Below are 16,626 nucleotides of genomic sequence, written 5' to 3'. Positions count from 1 at the left end.
TCCTTGCCCCTGCGCCTGAATGCGCTTACATTCTGCTGCGAGCGACGTTAGCCCGCCGTTGTTCCGTCCGGCAAGGCTCCCGCCCGGGAGTCCGCTCGCCCCCGCTATCCGGTTACGAAGGACCCGACATGCTCCGATCGCACGACGACAAGGTCAAGGAACTCCTCGGCCGGATGACGACCGAGGAGAAGCTCGGCCAGGTCCAGCAGCTGACCTGGACCGGGGACACGGGGCCGGGCGGCGGCCAGACGAAGGAGATCGAGGCGCTGGCCCGGGCCGGTCGGCTCGGCTCCGTGCTGAACCTGCACGGTGCGAAGTGGACCAACGACCTCCAGCGCCTGGCCGTGGAGGAGTCCCGGCTCGGCATCCCGCTGCTCTTCGGCTTCGACGTCATCCACGGCTTCTGGACGACCTTCCCGATCCCGCTCGCGCAGGCGTCCGCCTTCGACCCGGCCGTGGCCGAGACCGACGCCCGGGTGTCCGCCGCCGAGACCCGCTCGCAGGGCGTGCGCTGGACGTTCTCGCCGATGATGGACGTGACGAACGAGCCGCGCTGGGGCCGGATCGCCGAATCGAGCGGCGAGGACCCCTACCTGAACGCCGTCCTGGCCGTGGCGAAGGTACGCGGCTACCAGGGGCCCGCCGACGGCTCGGGGCTCCGGTCCGGGGAACACGTCGCGGCCTGCGCCAAGCACTTCGTGGCCTACGGCGGCGCCGAGGGCGGCCGGGACTACAACACCGTGGACCTCTCCGAGCAGCGGCTGCGCAACCACTACCTGCCGCCGTTCAAGGCCGCGCTGGACGCGGGCGCGGCGACGGTGATGGCCGCGTTCAACACCGTGGGCGGCGTCCCCGCGCACGCCAACAGCCACACCATGAACAGCATCCTCAAGGGCGAGTGGGACTTCGACGGCTTCGTGGTCAGCGACTACACGGGCGTCATGGAGCTGGTCGCGCACGGTTACGCCGAGGACGCGGCGCACGCGGCGGAGCTCGCGCTCATGCACGGCCTGGACATGGAGATGGTGTCCACGCACATCGCGGACCACGGCACCGAGCTGCTCGACGCGGGCCGCATCAGCATGGAACGCCTGGACGACGCCGTCACCCGCATCCTGCGCCTGAAGTACGCCCTCGGCCTCTTCGACGACCCGTACACCGACGCGGCGGCCGAGATCGCCGGCCCCACCGCCGAGGCGCGGGCCGCCGCGCGGGAGGCCGCCGCCCGGTCGATGGTGCTCCTGAAGAACGAGGGCGGTGTCCTGCCGCTGAAGCCGGGCGGCACGATCGCCGTGGTCGGCCCGCACGCCGACTCCACGGACCAGCACGGCACCTGGGCGGGCCCCGGCCGGCTGGTGTTCGACACGGTCAGCGTGCTCGACGCGATCCGCGCGGCCGCGCCGGGCGCCGATGTCCGGCACTCCGGTGGCGGCGACCCGTCGATGGCCGCGGCAGCCGCCTGGGCGGCCGACGTCACCCTCGTCGTGGTCGGCGAGGACTCCGCGATCAGCGGCGAGGCCGCGTCGCGCAGCGAGATCGACCTCCCCGCCGGCCAACAGCAGCTGATCGAGGCCGTCGCGGCGACCGGCAAGCCCTTCGTGGTCGTCCTCGTCAACGGCCGCCCGCTCACCATCGGCGGCTGGGCGGACCGCGCACCGGCCGTCCTGGAGGCGTGGCACGCGGGCATCGAGGCGGGGAACGCGGTCGCGGACATCCTGTTCGGCGCGGTCAACCCGGGCGGCAAGCTGCCGGTGTCCTTCCCCCGGACGGTCGGCCAGATCCCGGTCTACTACAACCGCGAGTCGACGGGCCGCCCGTACGACGAGGCCGAGAAGTACGTCTCCAAGTACCTGGACCTGCCGGACGGCCCGCAGTTCGTCTTCGGCCACGGGCTGAGCTACACCACCTTCACGACCGGCGAACCGGAGCTCAGCCGCACCGAGATCGCGGTGGACGCCCTGGAACGCGGCGAGACCGTCGAGGTCACCGTCTCCGTCGCCAACACCGGCGACCGCACCGGCGACGAGGTCGTCCAGCTGTACATCCACGACGTCGCGGCGTCCGTCGTCCAGCCGGTCCGCAGGCTGCGCGCCTTCGAACGCGTCACCCTCGCCCCGGGCGAGGAACGCCGACTGCGTTTCACGCTGGGCGCGGAGGACCTCGGCTTCTGGACCAACGACCCCTCGGGCACGTACGTCCTGGAACGCGGCCGTATCGACGTCTACACGGGCACGAGCTCGGCGGCGACCGCTCGCACCGGGCTGCGCCTGGTCTGACGCGCGCACGGGGAACCGTCGGCCGGGCACCTCAACCCCGGCCGACGGTGGCTCTGCGGACGGCCACTCGGGTGGCGGCGCGGTGTCAGCCGCGCCGTCCGGCGGCCAGGCGGGCCCCCACGACGCCCGTCAGCGTGACGGCTCCGGCCGCCGCGGCCCAGTTCAGCCACCCGGCGGAGGAGTTCGGCGCGATGCCGGCGTGCGACGCGCCGCTCTCCATCTTCGTGGTGTCGAGGGTCTGGGTGGCAAGGGCGAGGTTCTTGTCCTGGGCGCTGCCCCAGGCGTAGACGACGTTGCTCGTGCCCTCCTTGAGGTTCAGGTCGGCCGGTCCGATGGCCACGGTGTCCGTCCCGGCCAGGACGACATCGGCGTTCACCGTGCCGGCCTTGACGGAGGTGGTGTCCTCCTTGGGGTTCGTCAGGTCCTTGAAGACGGGCTGGCCTCCGGCGCGTACGTCCACGGCGGGAGCGGCCGCGACATGGCGGACCGTCAGACGCGCTTCGCCGGACTTCACGGCGGAGACGTCGTTGGCGTCCGCCGTGAGCTGGGGGTCGCCGTCGGCGGAGAGGTGGGCGGCCACCGTGGCGTTGCCGCCTTCGGTCACCTTCACCTGCTTCTCCAGGGCGGGTTTGCCGTCCGGTCCTTGGCCGGCCTCGAAGACCTTGATGTCGTACGTCCCGGCGTCGAGCGCCTGCGGTTCGGTCACCGTGCCGGGCTTGAAGTCGCTGAGCAACGGGTCGCCGTCGGCGTACACGTCGACCGTCATTCCGGGGATGCCGTGGAACACGGACACCATTCCCTTGTCCTGCGCCCGTTCGGGAGCGGCCATGGCGGCCGGGGCGGCGGCTCCGAGGACCAGGGCGCAGGCCCCGGCCGAAGCGGCGGCGGCGATGGTGGTCCGGTACGTCATGTGGATCATCCCTTCGGGGGAGTCCGGATGTGCGGGGTCTCTCACTCCTGCTTCGCGGGGCGGCGGCGCGGCGGATGCACCCGGGCCGCGCCTTCCCGGTCCGCTCAGCCGCCCGGGTGGTGCGCGCCGCCCAGGTCGACCACCGTGCGCAACCGGTGCAGGCCCCGGCGTGTGTGGCTCTTGACCGTGCCCAGGGGGACTCCGGTGCGCTCCGCGATCTGGGCCTGCGTCAGGTCCTCGTAGAACGCCATGCACAGCACCTCGCGCTGGGCGTGCGGCAGCCGGGACAGGGCCTCGACGAGCAGGACCCGGTCGAGCACCTCCTCCGGTGCCTGCCGGGCGGGCCGGGCGGGGGCGGCGTCCCGGGCGGCCGACTCGACCAGGGCAAGCCGCCGGCCCCGGGCGGCCAGCGCGTCCACGATCTTGCGGCGGGTGATGCCCACCAGCCAGGCACTGAGGGTGCCGCGCTCGGGCCGGAAGCCGTGCCGACCGCGCCAGACGCCGATGAACACCTGCTGGGTGACGTCCTCCGCCTCGTGCGTGTCACCGAGGGACCGGGTCGCCATGGTGTGCACCAGGGAGCCCCAGCGCCGGTAGATGGCCGCGAACGTCTCCTCGTCGGCGCGCCGGAGACCGTCGGCCAGATCCTCCTCGTACCGCGTCTCCCGCACGGGCGGGACGACGGTGGTGGTCGGTCGCGCATAGGTGTCCATGGCCGTTCCTCCTGCCTGGACTCCAGTCTTGGACGCACAAACGACGCAGGCAACATGCGTCGTTAGTGCGTCGTACGGTGGGATATGTGAGCGCACGCGGACGAAATGGTGAAGACCGGGAGAGCTCCGGCGGCCCCCCGGCCGCAGGGCTGACGACCGGCGATGTGGCCCGGCGCCTCGGGGTCGCCCCCACCACGGTCCGCACCTGGGACCGCCGGTACGGACTCGGTCCGGAGGCGCACACGGACGGCCGGCACCGGCGCTGGACACCGGCCGACGTGGCGAAGCTGGAGCGGATGTGCGCCCTGACCGCGACCGGGCTGCCGCCGGCCGAGGCGGCCCGCCTCGCGCGCGGCGCCGGGCCACCGGGGGCGGGCCCCGTACGCGCGACCGGCCCCGGACCCGCTCCGGCCGGGCGCCGCAGCCGGGCGGGGAGCGGCCTGCGGCTCGGCGACGTACGGCAGGAGTGCCGGGGAGTGGCCCGAGCCGCTTTGCGGCTGGACGCGGCGGCCCTGGACGACCTGCTGACGGCCGCGATCGCCGAACACGGGCTGGTGGCCGCCTGGACCGAGGTGATCGTGCCGACGCTCCAGGCCGTGGGCCGCAAATGGGAGACCTCGGGCGAGAAGTACATCGAGGTGGAGCACTTCCTGTCCTGGCACGTCTCCGGGGCGCTGCGGCAGGCCGCGCCCCGGACCGTCCCGGACCGGCCCGGGTCCACCGTGGTGCTCGCCTGCACACCGGGGGAGACCCACACGCTGCCGCTGGAGGTGCTGTCCGCCGCGCTGACGGAGCGGGGCGTCCCGGTACGCATGTTCGGCGGCGCCCTGCCCGTCGATCCGCTGCTCGCGGCGGTGCGCAGGACCGGACCGGCCGCCGTCGCCCTGTGGGCGCAGTCCCGCGCCACCGCCAGCCGGCCGCTGGCCCAGCACGTGGCCGCCATGGAGTGGGGGGTGCGCGGAGCCCGCCGCAGTCCGGCCGTCCTGACCCTGGGCCCGGGCTGGGCGGGGCAGGCGGTGACCGGTCTCGCGCGGCCGCCGGGGCTGGCCGAGGCGGTCGCCGCGCTGGCACCGGACGCCCCGTGACGCGCTACGGCGGTGAGTCGCCCCGGGCGCGCTCCTGTGCGCGGACGTCCGCGAGGTCGGCGAGCCGGTCCAGCTGCCGGACCGGCCGGGCGACGCGCTGGTTGCCCGCCAGCCGTTCCCGGTGCCGGTCGAGGAAGGCCCAGTAGCCCGCCGTGTACGGGCACGCGTGCTCCCCGGTGCGGTCGCCCGGCCGGTAGGCGCAGGGGCCGCACAAGTCGCTCATCCGGTTGATGTAGGCGCCGCCCGAGGTGTACGGCTTGGTCGTCATGCGCCCGCCGTCGGCGTACTGGGACATGCCGATGACGTTGGGGAGCATCACCCAGTCGTAGCCGTCCACGAAGCAGCGGTGGAACCAGTCCGTGACGGCGGCGGGGTCCCAGCCGCGCTGGAGCGCGTGGCTGCCGAGGACCATCAGCCGGGGGATGTGGTGCGTCCACCCCGTGTCGCGTACCTGGGCCAGGACCGTACGCAGGCAGTTGGCCCGGACCGCGTCCGCGTCCAGGTCGTTCCACCAGTCGGGCAGGGGCGCGGTGTGCCGCAGCTCGTTGGAGCGCCGGTAGCCCTCGCCGAAGTACCAGTAGAGCTGCCAGACGTACTCGCGCCAGCCGGCGATCTGCCGTACGAAGCCCTCCACGCTGTTGAGGGGGGCCCGCCCCGCGCGCCACGCCTTCTCCGCCTCCTCGACGCACTCGGCGGGATCGAGCAGACCGAGGTTGAGCGAGGAGGAGAGCAGGCTGTGGCTCATGACCGGGTCGGCGGCCAGCATCGCGTCCTCGTACGGGCCGAACGCGGCGAGCCGGTGCTCGACGAAGCGCCGCAGGGCCCGCAGCGCCTCCGCCCGGGTCGCGGGGAACAGGCGGGGCCCGTCCCGGCCGACGAAGGAGACGTCCCCGTCGCGTTCCCAGCGGTCGAGGTCGCGGCGGACCTCCGCGTCGATGTCGTCCTCGCGCGGCCGGTACGGACGGCCGACCCGGAGGGCGGGGGTGTCGCGGGGCGGGGCCTCCCGGTTGTCGTGGTCCAGGTTCCAGCGGTCACCCGCCGGCCGGTCGCCGTCCATCAGGAGGTCGTGGCCGCGGCGGACCCAGCGGTAGAAGTCCTCCTGCCGCAGCTTCTTCCCGCCGTGGCCGTCCGCCCATTCGGTGAACTCGGCCATCGGCACCAGAAACCCCCGCGCCGGGCCCACCGTCACCCCCGGCAGGTCCCGCACCAGGCGGAGCGCGGCGTGCGAGGTGGGGTGGTGGACACCGACGGCACGCCCGTGCGCGGCCCGGTCCAGGCCGTCGCGGTAGGTGTCGGCACGCACATAGGTGACCCGGTCGCCGAGCTCGGCCGCGCGGTGGCGCATCGCGGACAGGACGAGATGGGCCTTGGCCCGGTGGAACCGGCGCCGCCGGAACACGGAACGGGCCTCGATCATGAGCAGCGGCGCGTCACGCGCGGGCCCGTCCCCGCTCGCGTCCGGGGTGAGGAAGTGTCGGCCGAGCTGGTCGCCGAAGAGCCAGTGCACAGCGGTGTCCCCTCAGTCGCGACGGCGGGCGGGCCAAGGCGGGTGGGCCCGAGCGGGCGTGCCCGCCCCTCTACCGACCGATCATGGCGCCCCTGGCGCCACCGCGCTCGTCGCGCCCCGATTCATCCCGTATGCATCCAAAGCGGGCGGACGGGCCGAATCACTGTCATGAACCTCAAGGACGAACTGCCTCTCGACCACCATCTGGCCACCGTCTACCGCTACGGCGCGGGCTTCTGCGGCCTCATCCTGCTGGCGTTCGCGGGGCTCGGCTTCGCCGACGCGCTGAGCCCCCTCGACACGGCCGGCGACACGATCGCGGGCATGACCACCAACGTGGCCCTCAGCGTCATCTCCACGGTCGTCGGCCTCGCGCTGCTCGCCGGCGCGGTGATCGGCGGCAACTTCGCCTCCGTCCTCAACATGACGGTCGGCGGGCTCTTCGTCCTCAGCGGCTTCGCGCACATCTTCGTGCTGGACCGCTCCGCCAACATCCTCGACTTCGGTATGACCAACGTGATCTTCAGCTTCGTCATGGGGCTGGTCATCGCCACGTTCGGTATGTACGGCCGGGTGTCCAGCAAGCTCTCCCACGACAACCCCTACTGGCGGCGCCGCCACCCCGAGCAGGCGGCCCGCGAACGCGCGACGGCCACCGGCGCGTCGCGCGTCGCCCTGGAACAGCACAGGCCCTAATCGCCCACGTCACGGCCTCGCAGGTCCTGTAGCGTCTCGCGCCGCACCAGCAGGCGTGCCGTTCCCCCGCGCACCGCGACGACCGGCGGCCGGCCGACGAGGTTGTAGCCCGAAGCCATGGACAGCTGATAGGCGCCTGCCACGGGTACGGCGAGCAGATCGCCGGGGCGTACGTCGCCGGGCAGCGGGACAGCGGCCGCGAGGACGTCGCCGGCTTCGCAGTGCCGGCCCACGACCGTGGCCACCACGGGCTCGGCGGCCGGGCGGCGGCCGATCAGGCGTGGTGCGTAGCGAGCCCCGTACAGAGCGGGCCGGGGGTTGTCGCTCATGCCGCCGTCGACGGCCACGAACACCGTCTCCCCGGTGTGCTTGACGGCCAGCACGCGGTACAGCGCCACACCGGCCGGACCCGCGATCGCCCGCCCCGGTTCGATGACGAGCCGGGGCACGGGCAGCCCCGCCGCCGCGCAGCTCGCGGTGAGTTCGGCGCGCAGCCGGCGAGCCAGGGAGGGCAGGTCCAGCGCGGGGTCGCCGGGCCGGTACGCGACGCCGTGGCCGCCGCCCATGTCGAGCTCGGCGAGCGTGACACCGTGGCTGTCCCTGATCCGGGCCATCAGTCCCACCATCCGGCGGACGGCCACCAGGTACGGCTTCACATCCGATATCTGGGAGCCGATGTGGCAGTGCAGGCCCGTCAGTTCGAGCTGCGACTGACCGAGCAGGCGGGCGACGGCGTGCTGGGCGGACCCGTCGGTCAAAGACAGGCCGAACTTCTGGTCGTCCGTACCGGTCCGGATCTTCTCGTGACCACCGGCGGAGACGCCCGGGACCACCCGGACCATGACCTTCTGCCGCCCCTCGGGCCCGACCAGGGCGGCGATCCGCGCTACCTCCGAGGAGCTGTCGACGACGATCCGCCCGACCCCGAGCCGCAGCGCGGTCTCCAGGTCGCGCGGGGACTTCGCGTTGCCGTGCAGAACCACGCGCGCCGGCGGGAACCCGGCGGCGTGGGCGAGTTCCAGTTCACCGGCCGAGCAGACGTCGAGCCCGAGCCCCTCTTCTTCGATCCAGCGCACCATGCCCCGGGAGAGGAACGCCTTGGCCGCGTACAGCACATCGGCGTCGGGGAACGCCGCACGGTAGGTCCGGCAGCGCGTCCGCACCTCGTCCTCGTCCAGGACGTACGCCGGGGTGTCGAACCGGTCGGCGATGTCGGCGAGCGGAACCCCGCCCACGGCCAGTCGCCCCTGCGGAAGGCGGGTGGTGGAGGCGGGCCAGACCGAGAGGTCGTCCAGGCCCGCCGGGCGGGTGGGGGAGGGAGCGGACATGGGGGCGTCTCCTCGACGGGCGGGGGACGGCGGGCGGGTCACAGCGTGCCGACGGCCGCTTCGGCACGCACCGGCTCCGCGGTGACGGCCGGCGCCGAGAGGACGGGGTCGAGCACGAGCCGGCCGATGCCGAGAGGCGACGCGAGGGAACGCAGGGCGGGCTCGGCGAGCCTGATGGAGGGCTGACCGGCGCCGAGGACCCGGGCCAGCCGGGCGCGGCCGGTGAAGGCGACCGCGGTGCGTTCACCCAGCGGGGTGCGGAAGGTCCGCAGCACGAAGCCTGTCGCCGTCCGGCGGACGGGCACGTGAAGGAGCCCGGCCGGGGCCTGTTCGTCGGGGTCGGGGTCGTCGTCGTACAGGAAGAGGCACATGGGGTTTCCTCCGGAAGGTTCGCGACCGGCGCTCTCGCCGACGCATGACGCCGAAGCTATGCCCGTCCCCCCGGCGGAAGCCCTGCCGCCTGACGCAACCTTGACGGCCGGCGCCCAGTCCATACGGAAAATGCCGTGCGGCGGCGCGGGAGGAGTCGTGCGCGGCCCTGGCCACCGGTGGCCCGGTACTGCCTGGGACCCTGCGTCAGGCCGGCGTCAAAGGGGTCACGCTTTTCGTATGGACCTCGTCAAGGCGACTTAACCCCGGGGTGAAGCCGAGGTTTGCTCGTATCGACCAAACGGTCGATTCCTCATCCCCACGTCAATCAGGAGTTCGCGATGGCCGATCTGGCCTTCGTCGTCACCACGGTCGCGCTCTTCGCGCTGGTGGCTCTCATCGCCCGGGGGGTGACCAAGCTGTGACCGCCGAAAACATCGTCGGCCTCGTCGTGGCCGTGGCCCTGCTCGGATATCTCATCCTCGCTCTCCTGTATCCGGAGAGGTTCTGAGTTCTGATATGAGTCCCCAGATCGCTGGTGTGCTCCAGTTCGTAGCGCTGATCGCCGCGCTCGCCCTGTCCTACCGTCCGCTGGGCGATTACATGGCCAAGGTCTACTCCTCCGAGCGGCATTACAGGCCGGAGAAGTGGATATACAAAATCATCGGCGCCAATCCGGCCACCGAAATGCGCTGGCCCGCCTATATGCGCGGAGTGCTCGCATTTTCGGCGGTGAGCGTTCTCTTTCTGTATCTGATGCAACGGATGCAGGGGTCGCTGCCCGGCTCGCTCGGCTTTTCCTCGATCGACCCCGACCAGGCGTTCAACACCGCCGCTTCCTTCGTCGCCAATACCAACTGGCAGTCGTATTACGGCGAACAGGCCATGGGCCACGTCGTGCAGACCGGCGGCCTCGCGGTGCAGAACTTCCTGTCCGCGGCGGTCGGCATGGCCGTGGCGGTGGCCCTCGTACGGGGCTTCGCCCGCTCCCGTACCGGCGAACTCGGCAACTTCTGGACCGACCTCGTCCGCGGCACCGTCCGCATCCTCGTCCCGATCGCGGTGATCGGCGCGCTCGTCCTGGTCGCCTGCGGGGCGATCCAGAACTTCTCCGGCATCCACCAGGTCGGCCAGTTCATGGGCGGCACCCAGGAGTGGAACGGCGGCGCGGTCGCCTCCCAGGAGGCCATCAAGGAGCTGGGCACCAACGGCGGCGGCTACTTCAACGCCAACTCCGCCCACCCCTTCGAGAACCCGAACCCCCTCTCCAACCTCTTCGAGGTCTTCCTCATCCTGCTGATCCCGTTCGCGCTGACGCGGACCTTCGGCCGCATGGTCGGATCGCTGCGGCAGGGGTACGCGATCCTCGGCACGATGGCCGTCATCTGGATCGGCTTCACGGCCCTGATGATGTGGACCGAGTTCGCCCACCGGGGTCCGGCGTTCGAGATCGCGGGCGGCGCCATGGAGGGCAAGGAGACCCGCTTCGGGATCGCCGGCTCGTCGATCTTCGCGGTCGCCACGACACTGACCTCGACCGGCGCGGTGAACTCCTTCCACTCCTCGTACACCGGCTTCGGCGGCGGCATCGCGATGCTCGGCATGCAGCTCGGCGAGATCGCCCCCGGCGGCGTCGGCTCCGGCCTCTACGGCATGCTGATCATGGCGGTCATCGCGGTGTTCATCGCCGGGCTGATGGTCGGCCGCACCCCCGAGTACCTCGGCAAGAAGATCGGCACCCGCCAGATCAAGCTCGCCGCCTGCTACATCCTCGTCACCCCCGCGCTCGTGCTCGGCTTCACCGCGGTCGCCATGGCGCTGCCGACCCCCGCCCACTCGATGACGAACTCCGGCGCGCACGGCTTCTCCGAGATCCTGTACGCCTACACCTCCGGTGCCAACAACAACGGCTCCGCCTTCGCCGGGCTCAACGCGGACACCCAGTGGTTCAACACCACGATCGGCATCGCGATGCTGCTCGGCCGGTTCGTGCCGATGGTGTTCGTCCTCGCCCTGGCCGGTTCGCTCGCCGAGCAGAAACCCGTACCCGAGACCGCGGGCACGCTGCGCACCGACAAACCCCTCTACGCGGGGCTGCTCGTCGGAACGATCCTCATCATCACCGGACTCACCTACTTCCCAGCCCTGGCGCTGGGCCCGCTCGCCGAAGGGCTCGCCTCATGAGCACCGCCACCCCTGCCCGAGCTCCGCACGGAGACGTCCCGCCGGCCGGCGGCCATGGGACCGCCGGCCGGGTCGGCAGCGGTCTCTTCGACCCGAAGCAGCTCCTCACGTCGTTCCCGGACGCGCTGCGCAAGCTGGACCCGCGCGTGATGATCAAGTCGCCGGTCATGTTCGTCGTGCTGGTCGGCTCGGTGGTCACCACCGTGCTGGCGCTCACCGACCCGGCCGACTGGTTCGGCTGGGCGATCACCGCCTGGCTCTGGCTGACCACGATCTTCGCCAACCTCGCCGAGGCGGTCGCCGAGGGCCGGGGCAAGGCGCAGGCCGACACCCTGCGCAAGGCCAAGACCGACACCGTCGCCCGTCGCCTCGTCGGCGGCAAGGAGGAACGGGCCGCCGGAACGGACCTGCGCATCGGCGACCTGGTGGTCTGCGAGGCCGGCGACGTCGTCCCCGGCGACGGGGACGTGGTCGAGGGCGTCGCCTCCGTCGACGAGTCCGCGATCACCGGTGAGTCCGCCCCGGTCATCCGCGAGTCCGGCGGCGACCGCTCGGCCGTCACCGGCGGTACGAAGGTGCTGTCCGACCGCGTCGTCATCAGGATCACCACCAAACCGGGCGAGACGTTCATCGACCGGATGATCAACCTGGTCGAGGGCGCCGCCCGGCAGAAGACCCCCAACGAGATCGCCCTGAACATCCTCCTGGCGTCCCTCACGATCGTCTTCCTGCTCGCCGTCGTCACCCTGAAGCCGTTCGCGGTCTACGCGGGCGCCGACGACCAGACCTCGCTGATCGTGCTCGCGGCCCTGCTGGTCTGCCTGATCCCCACCACGATCGGGGCGCTGCTGTCCGCGATCGGGATCGCCGGGATGGACCGGCTCGTCCAGCGCAACGTCCTGGCCATGTCGGGCCGCGCCGTGGAAGCGGCCGGTGACGTGTCCACGCTGCTCCTCGACAAGACCGGCACGATCACCCTCGGCAACCGCCAGGCGGCCGCGTTCGTCCCGGTCGAGGGTGTGGGAGAGCCGGATCTCGCCGACGCCGCCCAGCTCTCCTCGCTCGCCGACGAGACGCCCGAGGGCCGGTCGATCGTGGTGCTGGCCAAGGAGAAGTACGGGCTGCGGGAGCGGGACCAGGGCGAGCTCACGGGTGCCGCGTGGGTGGAGTTCACCGCGCAGACCCGGATGTCCGGCGTCGACCTGGCGGGGCGCAAGGTCCGCAAGGGGGCGACCGGTGCCGTGGAGGCGTGGGTGAAGGAGCGGGGCGGCAGTGCCTCCGAGGACGCGCGGGCGCTCGGCGAGCGGATTGCCCAGGCCGGCGGTACGCCGCTGCTGGTGGCTGTGGAAGATGCTCGCGGCGCGCGGGTCCTGGGGCTGATCCATCTCAAGGACGTGGTGAAGGAGGGCATGCGGGAGCGGTTCGACGAGCTGCGCCGGATGGGTATCAGGACGGTCATGATCACGGGCGACAACCCGCTGACCGCGAAGGCGATCGCCGAGGAGGCCGGGGTCGACGACTTCCTGGCCGAGGCGACACCCGAGGACAAGATGGCCCTCATCAAGCGGGAGCAGGCCGGCGGCAAGCTGGTCGCTATGACCGGCGACGGCACCAACGACGCCCCCGCCCTCGCCCAGGCCGACGTAGGCGTCGCCATGAACACCGGAACCTCGGCCGCCAAGGAGGCCGGGAACATGGTGGACCTCGACTCCAACCCCACCAAACTCATCGAGATCGTCGAGATCGGCAAACAGCTCCTCATCACCCGAGGAGCGCTCACCACCTTCTCCATCGCCAACGACGTCGCGAAGTACTTCGCGATCATCCCCGCCATGTTCGCGGTGGCGTACCCGTCGCTGGACAAGCTGAACATCATGGGCCTGACCTCGCCCGAGTCCGCGATCCTCTCCGCGGTCATCTTCAACGCGCTGATCATCGTGGCCCTGGTGCCGCTCGCCCTCAAGGGCGTCGGCTACCGGCCCGCCGGCGCGGACAGAATGCTGCGCCGCAACCTCGCGGTCTACGGACTCGGCGGCATCGTCGCCCCGTTCATCGGCATCAAGCTCATCGACCTACTCCTCTCCCTCATCCCCGGAATCGGCTGATCCGCCATGACCAACAACACCGTCAGCAGCACAGCGCGCGTGCTCGGGGCCGGACTGCGGGCCCTGCTCGCCCTCACCCTGGTCTGCGGGGTCATCTACCCCCTCGCCGTCACAGGCGTCGCGCAGGTGCTCTTCAGCGACCGGGCCAACGGCTCCGAGATCAAGGATGAGAGGGGGCAGGTCGTCGGCTCCTCCCTCATCGGACAGCGCTACGACCTCCCCCTGAAGAAGGGCGAGGAGTCACCCGCCGCGGACCTGAAGTGGTTCCAGCCCCGCCCCTCCAACGGCCTCGGGACCAACAGCGTCAACACCCAGTACTCCCTGATCCTCTCCGGCGCCACCAACCGCTCCGGTGACAACGCCGAGCTGATCCGGTGGGTGAAGGACGCCAAGGCGGCCGTGGTCAAGGACAACTCCACGCCCACGTACAAGGTGACGCCTCAGGACGTACCCGCCGACGCCGTCACGTCCTCCGGCTCCGGCCTGGACCCGGACATCTCACCGGCGTACGCGAAGCTCCAGGTCCACCGGGTCGCGGAGAGGAACGGACTCGACGTCAAGAAGGTCGAGGACCTCGTCCGGGCCCACACCACCGGCCGGCTCCTCGGCTTCATGGGCGAACCCCGCGTGAACGTCCTGGAACTCAACACCGCGCTCAGGAACCTGACCCAGCCCTGAACCACCTGCGCCGGCGCACCCCTCGTGGAGGGGTGCGCCGGCGTCGATGTATCAAATGTCCCGGAACTCATGCACAAAGCTTCTGACCTGGGCAAATGACCCCTCTTGAAGATCATCTTGCACGGTTGTTGCACAAGCCGAATGGAGCAGGAGTCACGCCGCCCTGGTGTAGGCGCTCCGGACCGCGATGCGGACCTTGGAACCGGCTCCCGCGACCCGGTGCACGTATTTACGCAGGGTGAACGCGGGATCGGCGTGTCCGAGGCGGTCCGCAAGCGTGTACACGTCTACCCCGCCGTTGATCATCATCGACGCGTACAGGTGTCGGAGCGCGTGCATCATCACGTCGCGGGACTTCTCCCAGCGTCGTCCCTTCGCGTCGGGCTCAAGGGGCTTGATGAGGCCGGCCGACGCCAGGGCGGGCTTCCAGCGGTAGGAGTTGAACCAGTTCGACTGAACGGCGGTCTTCTCCCGGGTGTAGAAGATCAGCCGCACCGTGACCGGGTCGCCGCCTTTGCTGCCCCACGGTCGGGTCACCTCGACCGGCGGGTACTTCTCCATGTGCTCGCGCAGGGGGATGGCCACGTCGTCGGTCAGCTCGACCCACCGGTCCTTCGGGTCCTCGTCGTCTCCGCCCTTGGGGAGGGCGTATACGAGGAACGAGCCGTCGTGGACTACTTGCCGTTGCACGTGCACCATGGCGCCGTCCGGATGTGCCCAGTCGATATCTTCTGGTGACAGGCCGAATATCTCTCCTTGCCGAAGACCCAGGCCGCGACCACAGTCGACGAGTGCTTTATAGCGGCCGGGAAGTTCGGCACGGATCTTCTCGGTGTTCTCCCATGTCAGGGTCAGCTCTGCCCGGCCGCCACCTCCTCGCTTCGGCTTGGCGTCCTGCACCGATTTGGCGAGGCATGGATTTTTGTGTATCAGGCTGTCGTCCACGGCCAGGTCAAAGACAGCCCGAAGATTGTCGAAGACCAGGCGCAGCGTGGAACTTTCGAGCAGCCTGCGACGGTCGTGCAGCCAGTCCAGCAAAGATGAGGCGTTCACGTCCTTTACGCGCATCTTCCCAACTGCGGTAGGAACGACGTGCAGGAGAATCCGCTCCTTGTGGCGTCGGTAAGTCCGTGGATTCTTGTGTTCGTGCCCCTTGAGCCACGTAAGGGCGAGTTCACCGACCCTGACCTCGCCGGCACGAGGGTTGATGTACGAGCCGTCGTCCACTCCGGACCGCATCTTGGTCTCGTGCTTGCGGGCTTCGACCTCGGTGCGGAACAGCTCCGTCTGCTGGACATCTTCCCGGTTGCGCCATCGGGCCTGCCACCGCTTCCCCGTCCCGTGATCCCGCGTCGGGACTTTGCCGTGTTCCTTGCAGGTCGACTCCCCGTCTTTCGGGCGCGACTTGTGCCAGCGGTCGTACGGCATCGACTCAACTCCTAGTTTCCAACGGCCCTTTGAGGCTATTTGTGGACTCCTTTTAATCAGGGCCATCGTCGACGGCGAGATTGTCTGCCCGTTCACCGCGCCCTGAGTGAATTGGATGTTGATCCAGGCGAGCTGAAGATGTCAAATGCATTCTTGGGGTCTTCGTGACAAAGGGTGCAGAGTGGTAGAGAAGATTTCACCTAGGCGAATGCTCGCTGAGGGTTCGACGAGGGCTCGCCGAACCCTCAGCGAAGATTCTCCGGTGTCCTTCGAGAGTTCGCGAGTGTCGTAGGCATTTCGTCGAAAGGCCCTCTGTTTGGTCCGGCCGGAATTTAATGCCAACGTTCCGTGCACCACCACGGCGGAATACCGCTCATGTGGTTCTTTCCTGCCCGCTTCGAACCGTTCTGGAGTGCCCATGCGTCGAACCACTGCCCGCGCGGAAGAAGCCGCTAGTGGCGCGGGGGCCCGTTGTCCCTTGATGAGCGCGGAGGAGCTGGCCGACTTCCTGGGCGTACCTCTGAATACGGTATACATATGGAATCACCGACACCAGGGTCCGCGAGCCCACAAGGTCGGGCGCTATTTGCGCTACCGCTGGTCGGAGGTAGAGGCATGGCTGGAAGCTCAAGCAGTGAATCGCGCGACCTGATCGGCCAAGGTTGGCTGGTGCCCTTGTCCTTGGTCGGGCGACAGAACCCGGCGTACAGCCCGACTCGTTTGCTCCCACCTGGGCCTTTGCCTCGGAAAGGGCCTCTGGCCTGCGTCGGAGCACTTTCCGGTCTTTCAGGGGCTTGCTGCGTTAGGCAGCGAAAAGTCCCTCGGACAGGGCTGAAAGTCCCTGAAAAATCCCTGGAGCGGAGGGGCGGATGACGCCTCTGAGCTGGTCGGGGGTGATGTGAAATCACGCTGTCGCTCCCTCCCGCAGTCTGTCACTGCCGTGAGGTGGGGGATGGCCTGCGGCGGAGTGACTGTGGTCTGGGCATGGTGCCGACCAGTCCCCCTGGGCACCTTCTGGTACCAGCAGACCGGAGACGAGGTCCCACGGTCGGTGATGGGCGAACTGCACGACGCGGTACTCGACGCACACCAGCAGAACCGGTGACAACCAACCGCGCTGTTCCCGTACCTCTGCGACGGAGGGCGGAATCAGACGGAAGCCGCCTGCGCTTTCACTGAAATGCGAAACACCGATCAAGCGAGTCGCGTTCGAAGCCAGATACGAGCAGCGGGTCCGTACGTGGCGGCAGAGGGAACGAGCATGCAGGTGATGCTCGTGCCAGCAGGTTCGTTCCACTGGGACGACGGTGAGGACGGGACGAGCGTTGCGCCGGCCGGTGCAGGCAA

15 protein-coding genes are annotated in these 16,626 nt (G+C 70.1%); 9 read left to right on the top strand and 6 right to left on the bottom strand.

From position 1 onward, the window contains the following. Positions 1-128: 128 nt before the first annotated feature. Positions 129-2,276: a glycoside hydrolase family 3 N-terminal domain-containing protein gene (locus ACIQZN_RS32655; protein WP_404001800.1), complete on the top strand. Its 2,148-nt coding sequence runs from the start codon at positions 129-131 to the stop codon at positions 2,274-2,276. Between the two features lie 85 nt (positions 2,277-2,361). On the opposite strand, the gene ACIQZN_RS32650 is transcribed toward ACIQZN_RS32655, so the two are convergent. Together ACIQZN_RS32650 and ACIQZN_RS32645 are read right to left on the bottom strand one after the other, a co-directional pair. Beyond that, positions 2,362-3,186, bottom strand: coding sequence for a DUF4397 domain-containing protein (locus ACIQZN_RS32650; RefSeq protein WP_404001797.1), 825 nt, complete (start codon positions 3,184-3,186; stop codon positions 2,362-2,364). A 104-nt stretch (positions 3,187-3,290) separates the two neighbouring features. Then, the gene (locus ACIQZN_RS32645) at positions 3,291-3,899 is read right to left on the bottom strand and encodes a sigma-70 family RNA polymerase sigma factor (RefSeq protein ID WP_404001794.1); all 609 of its coding nucleotides are present in this window, start codon (positions 3,897-3,899) and stop codon (positions 3,291-3,293) included. 86 nt (positions 3,900-3,985) lie between these two features. Between ACIQZN_RS32645 and ACIQZN_RS32640 the strand changes: the two genes are divergently transcribed. After that, the gene (locus tag ACIQZN_RS32640; RefSeq protein ID WP_404001791.1) at positions 3,986-4,984 is read left to right on the top strand and encodes a MerR family transcriptional regulator; all 999 of its coding nucleotides are present in this window, start codon (positions 3,986-3,988) and stop codon (positions 4,982-4,984) included. Positions 4,985-4,988: 4 nt separating this feature from the next. Here the strand turns inward: ACIQZN_RS32640 and ACIQZN_RS32635 are convergent, their stop codons facing one another. Continuing rightward, positions 4,989-6,491 carry a cryptochrome/photolyase family protein gene (locus ACIQZN_RS32635; RefSeq protein ID WP_404001788.1) on the bottom strand — a complete coding sequence of 501 codons (1,503 nt, stop codon included), beginning with the start codon at positions 6,489-6,491 and terminating at the stop codon, positions 4,989-4,991. A 168-nt stretch (positions 6,492-6,659) separates the two neighbouring features. Between ACIQZN_RS32635 and ACIQZN_RS32630 the strand changes: the two genes are divergently transcribed. Then, positions 6,660-7,187, top strand: a complete 528-nt coding sequence (locus ACIQZN_RS32630; RefSeq protein WP_404001785.1) for a DUF4383 domain-containing protein — start codon at positions 6,660-6,662, stop codon at positions 7,185-7,187. Here the strand turns inward: ACIQZN_RS32630 and lysA are convergent. Together lysA and ACIQZN_RS32620 are read right to left on the bottom strand one after the other, a co-directional pair. Continuing rightward, positions 7,184-8,515: a diaminopimelate decarboxylase gene (gene lysA / locus ACIQZN_RS32625; RefSeq protein ID WP_404001782.1), complete on the bottom strand. Its 1,332-nt coding sequence runs from the start codon at positions 8,513-8,515 to the stop codon at positions 7,184-7,186. The genes ACIQZN_RS32630 and lysA overlap by 4 nt on opposite strands. Before the next feature lie 38 nt (positions 8,516-8,553). Next, positions 8,554-8,886 carry an SAV_915 family protein gene (locus ACIQZN_RS32620; RefSeq protein ID WP_404001778.1) on the bottom strand — a complete coding sequence of 111 codons (333 nt, stop codon included), beginning with the start codon at positions 8,884-8,886 and terminating at the stop codon, positions 8,554-8,556. 282 nt (positions 8,887-9,168) lie between these two features. Between ACIQZN_RS32620 and ACIQZN_RS32615 the strand changes: the two genes are divergently transcribed. Genes ACIQZN_RS32615 through ACIQZN_RS32595 form a run of 5 tightly spaced genes read left to right on the top strand, consistent with a single transcriptional unit; the run spans position 9,169 to position 13,851 of the window. Continuing rightward, positions 9,169-9,309, top strand: coding sequence for a hypothetical protein (locus tag ACIQZN_RS32615; RefSeq protein WP_404001775.1), 141 nt, complete (start codon positions 9,169-9,171; stop codon positions 9,307-9,309). Continuing rightward, complete coding sequence (gene kdpF / locus ACIQZN_RS32610; protein ID WP_361448262.1) at positions 9,306-9,395, top strand: K(+)-transporting ATPase subunit F; 90 nt, start codon at positions 9,306-9,308, stop codon at positions 9,393-9,395. The genes ACIQZN_RS32615 and kdpF overlap by 4 nt, the downstream gene beginning before the upstream one ends. An 8-nt stretch (positions 9,396-9,403) precedes the next feature. After that, positions 9,404-11,068: a potassium-transporting ATPase subunit KdpA gene (kdpA, locus tag ACIQZN_RS32605; protein ID WP_404001772.1), complete on the top strand. Its 1,665-nt coding sequence runs from the start codon at positions 9,404-9,406 to the stop codon at positions 11,066-11,068. Next, positions 11,065-13,173 carry a potassium-transporting ATPase subunit KdpB gene (gene kdpB, locus ACIQZN_RS32600; protein WP_404001770.1) on the top strand — a complete coding sequence of 703 codons (2,109 nt, stop codon included), beginning with the start codon at positions 11,065-11,067 and terminating at the stop codon, positions 13,171-13,173. Before kdpA ends, kdpB begins: the two co-directional genes overlap by 4 nt. Before the next feature lie 6 nt (positions 13,174-13,179). After that, on the top strand, positions 13,180-13,851 hold the full coding sequence (locus tag ACIQZN_RS32595; RefSeq protein ID WP_404001767.1) for a potassium-transporting ATPase subunit C: 672 nt from the start codon (positions 13,180-13,182) through the stop codon (positions 13,849-13,851). A 153-nt stretch (positions 13,852-14,004) separates the two neighbouring features. Here the strand turns inward: ACIQZN_RS32595 and ACIQZN_RS32590 are convergent, their stop codons facing one another. After that, on the bottom strand, positions 14,005-15,279 hold the full coding sequence (locus tag ACIQZN_RS32590; RefSeq protein WP_404001764.1) for a tyrosine-type recombinase/integrase: 1,275 nt from the start codon (positions 15,277-15,279) through the stop codon (positions 14,005-14,007). Between the two features lie 418 nt (positions 15,280-15,697). Here ACIQZN_RS32590 and ACIQZN_RS32585 point away from each other — a divergent pair, with 418 nt between their 5' ends. Then, entirely contained in the window at positions 15,698-15,931 is a 234-nt protein-coding gene (locus ACIQZN_RS32585; protein WP_078863285.1) for an AlpA family transcriptional regulator, read from the top strand. Positions 15,932-16,626 lie beyond the last annotated feature (695 nt).

This window comes from Streptomyces sp. NPDC097595 (assembly GCF_044761525.1).
Classification (GTDB): Bacteria; Actinomycetota; Actinomycetes; order Streptomycetales; family Streptomycetaceae; genus Streptomyces; species Streptomyces drozdowiczii_A.
The sequence above is the reverse complement of the archived record's forward strand: the minus strand, read 5'-3'. Positions and strand labels throughout refer to the sequence as shown.

Coding starts and splice junctions, on each gene's coding strand:
- ACIQZN_RS32645 (WP_404001794.1), bottom strand. CDS start 3,899: ATGGACACCTATGCGCGACCGACCACCACCGTCGTCCCGCCCGTGCGG.
- ACIQZN_RS32655 (WP_404001800.1), top strand. CDS start 129: ATGCTCCGATCGCACGACGACAAGGTCAAGGAACTCCTCGGCCGGATG.
- ACIQZN_RS32585 (WP_078863285.1), top strand. CDS start 15,698: ATGCGTCGAACCACTGCCCGCGCGGAAGAAGCCGCTAGTGGCGCGGGG.
- lysA (WP_404001782.1), bottom strand. CDS start 8,515: ATGTCCGCTCCCTCCCCCACCCGCCCGGCGGGCCTGGACGACCTCTCG.
- ACIQZN_RS32620 (WP_404001778.1), bottom strand. CDS start 8,886: ATGTGCCTCTTCCTGTACGACGACGACCCCGACCCCGACGAACAGGCC.
- ACIQZN_RS32650 (WP_404001797.1), bottom strand. CDS start 3,186: ATGACGTACCGGACCACCATCGCCGCCGCCGCTTCGGCCGGGGCCTGC.
- kdpB (WP_404001770.1), top strand. CDS start 11,065: ATGAGCACCGCCACCCCTGCCCGAGCTCCGCACGGAGACGTCCCGCCG.
- ACIQZN_RS32595 (WP_404001767.1), top strand. CDS start 13,180: ATGACCAACAACACCGTCAGCAGCACAGCGCGCGTGCTCGGGGCCGGA.
- kdpA (WP_404001772.1), top strand. CDS start 9,404: ATGAGTCCCCAGATCGCTGGTGTGCTCCAGTTCGTAGCGCTGATCGCC.
- ACIQZN_RS32630 (WP_404001785.1), top strand. CDS start 6,660: ATGAACCTCAAGGACGAACTGCCTCTCGACCACCATCTGGCCACCGTC.
- ACIQZN_RS32590 (WP_404001764.1), bottom strand. CDS start 15,279: ATGCCGTACGACCGCTGGCACAAGTCGCGCCCGAAAGACGGGGAGTCG.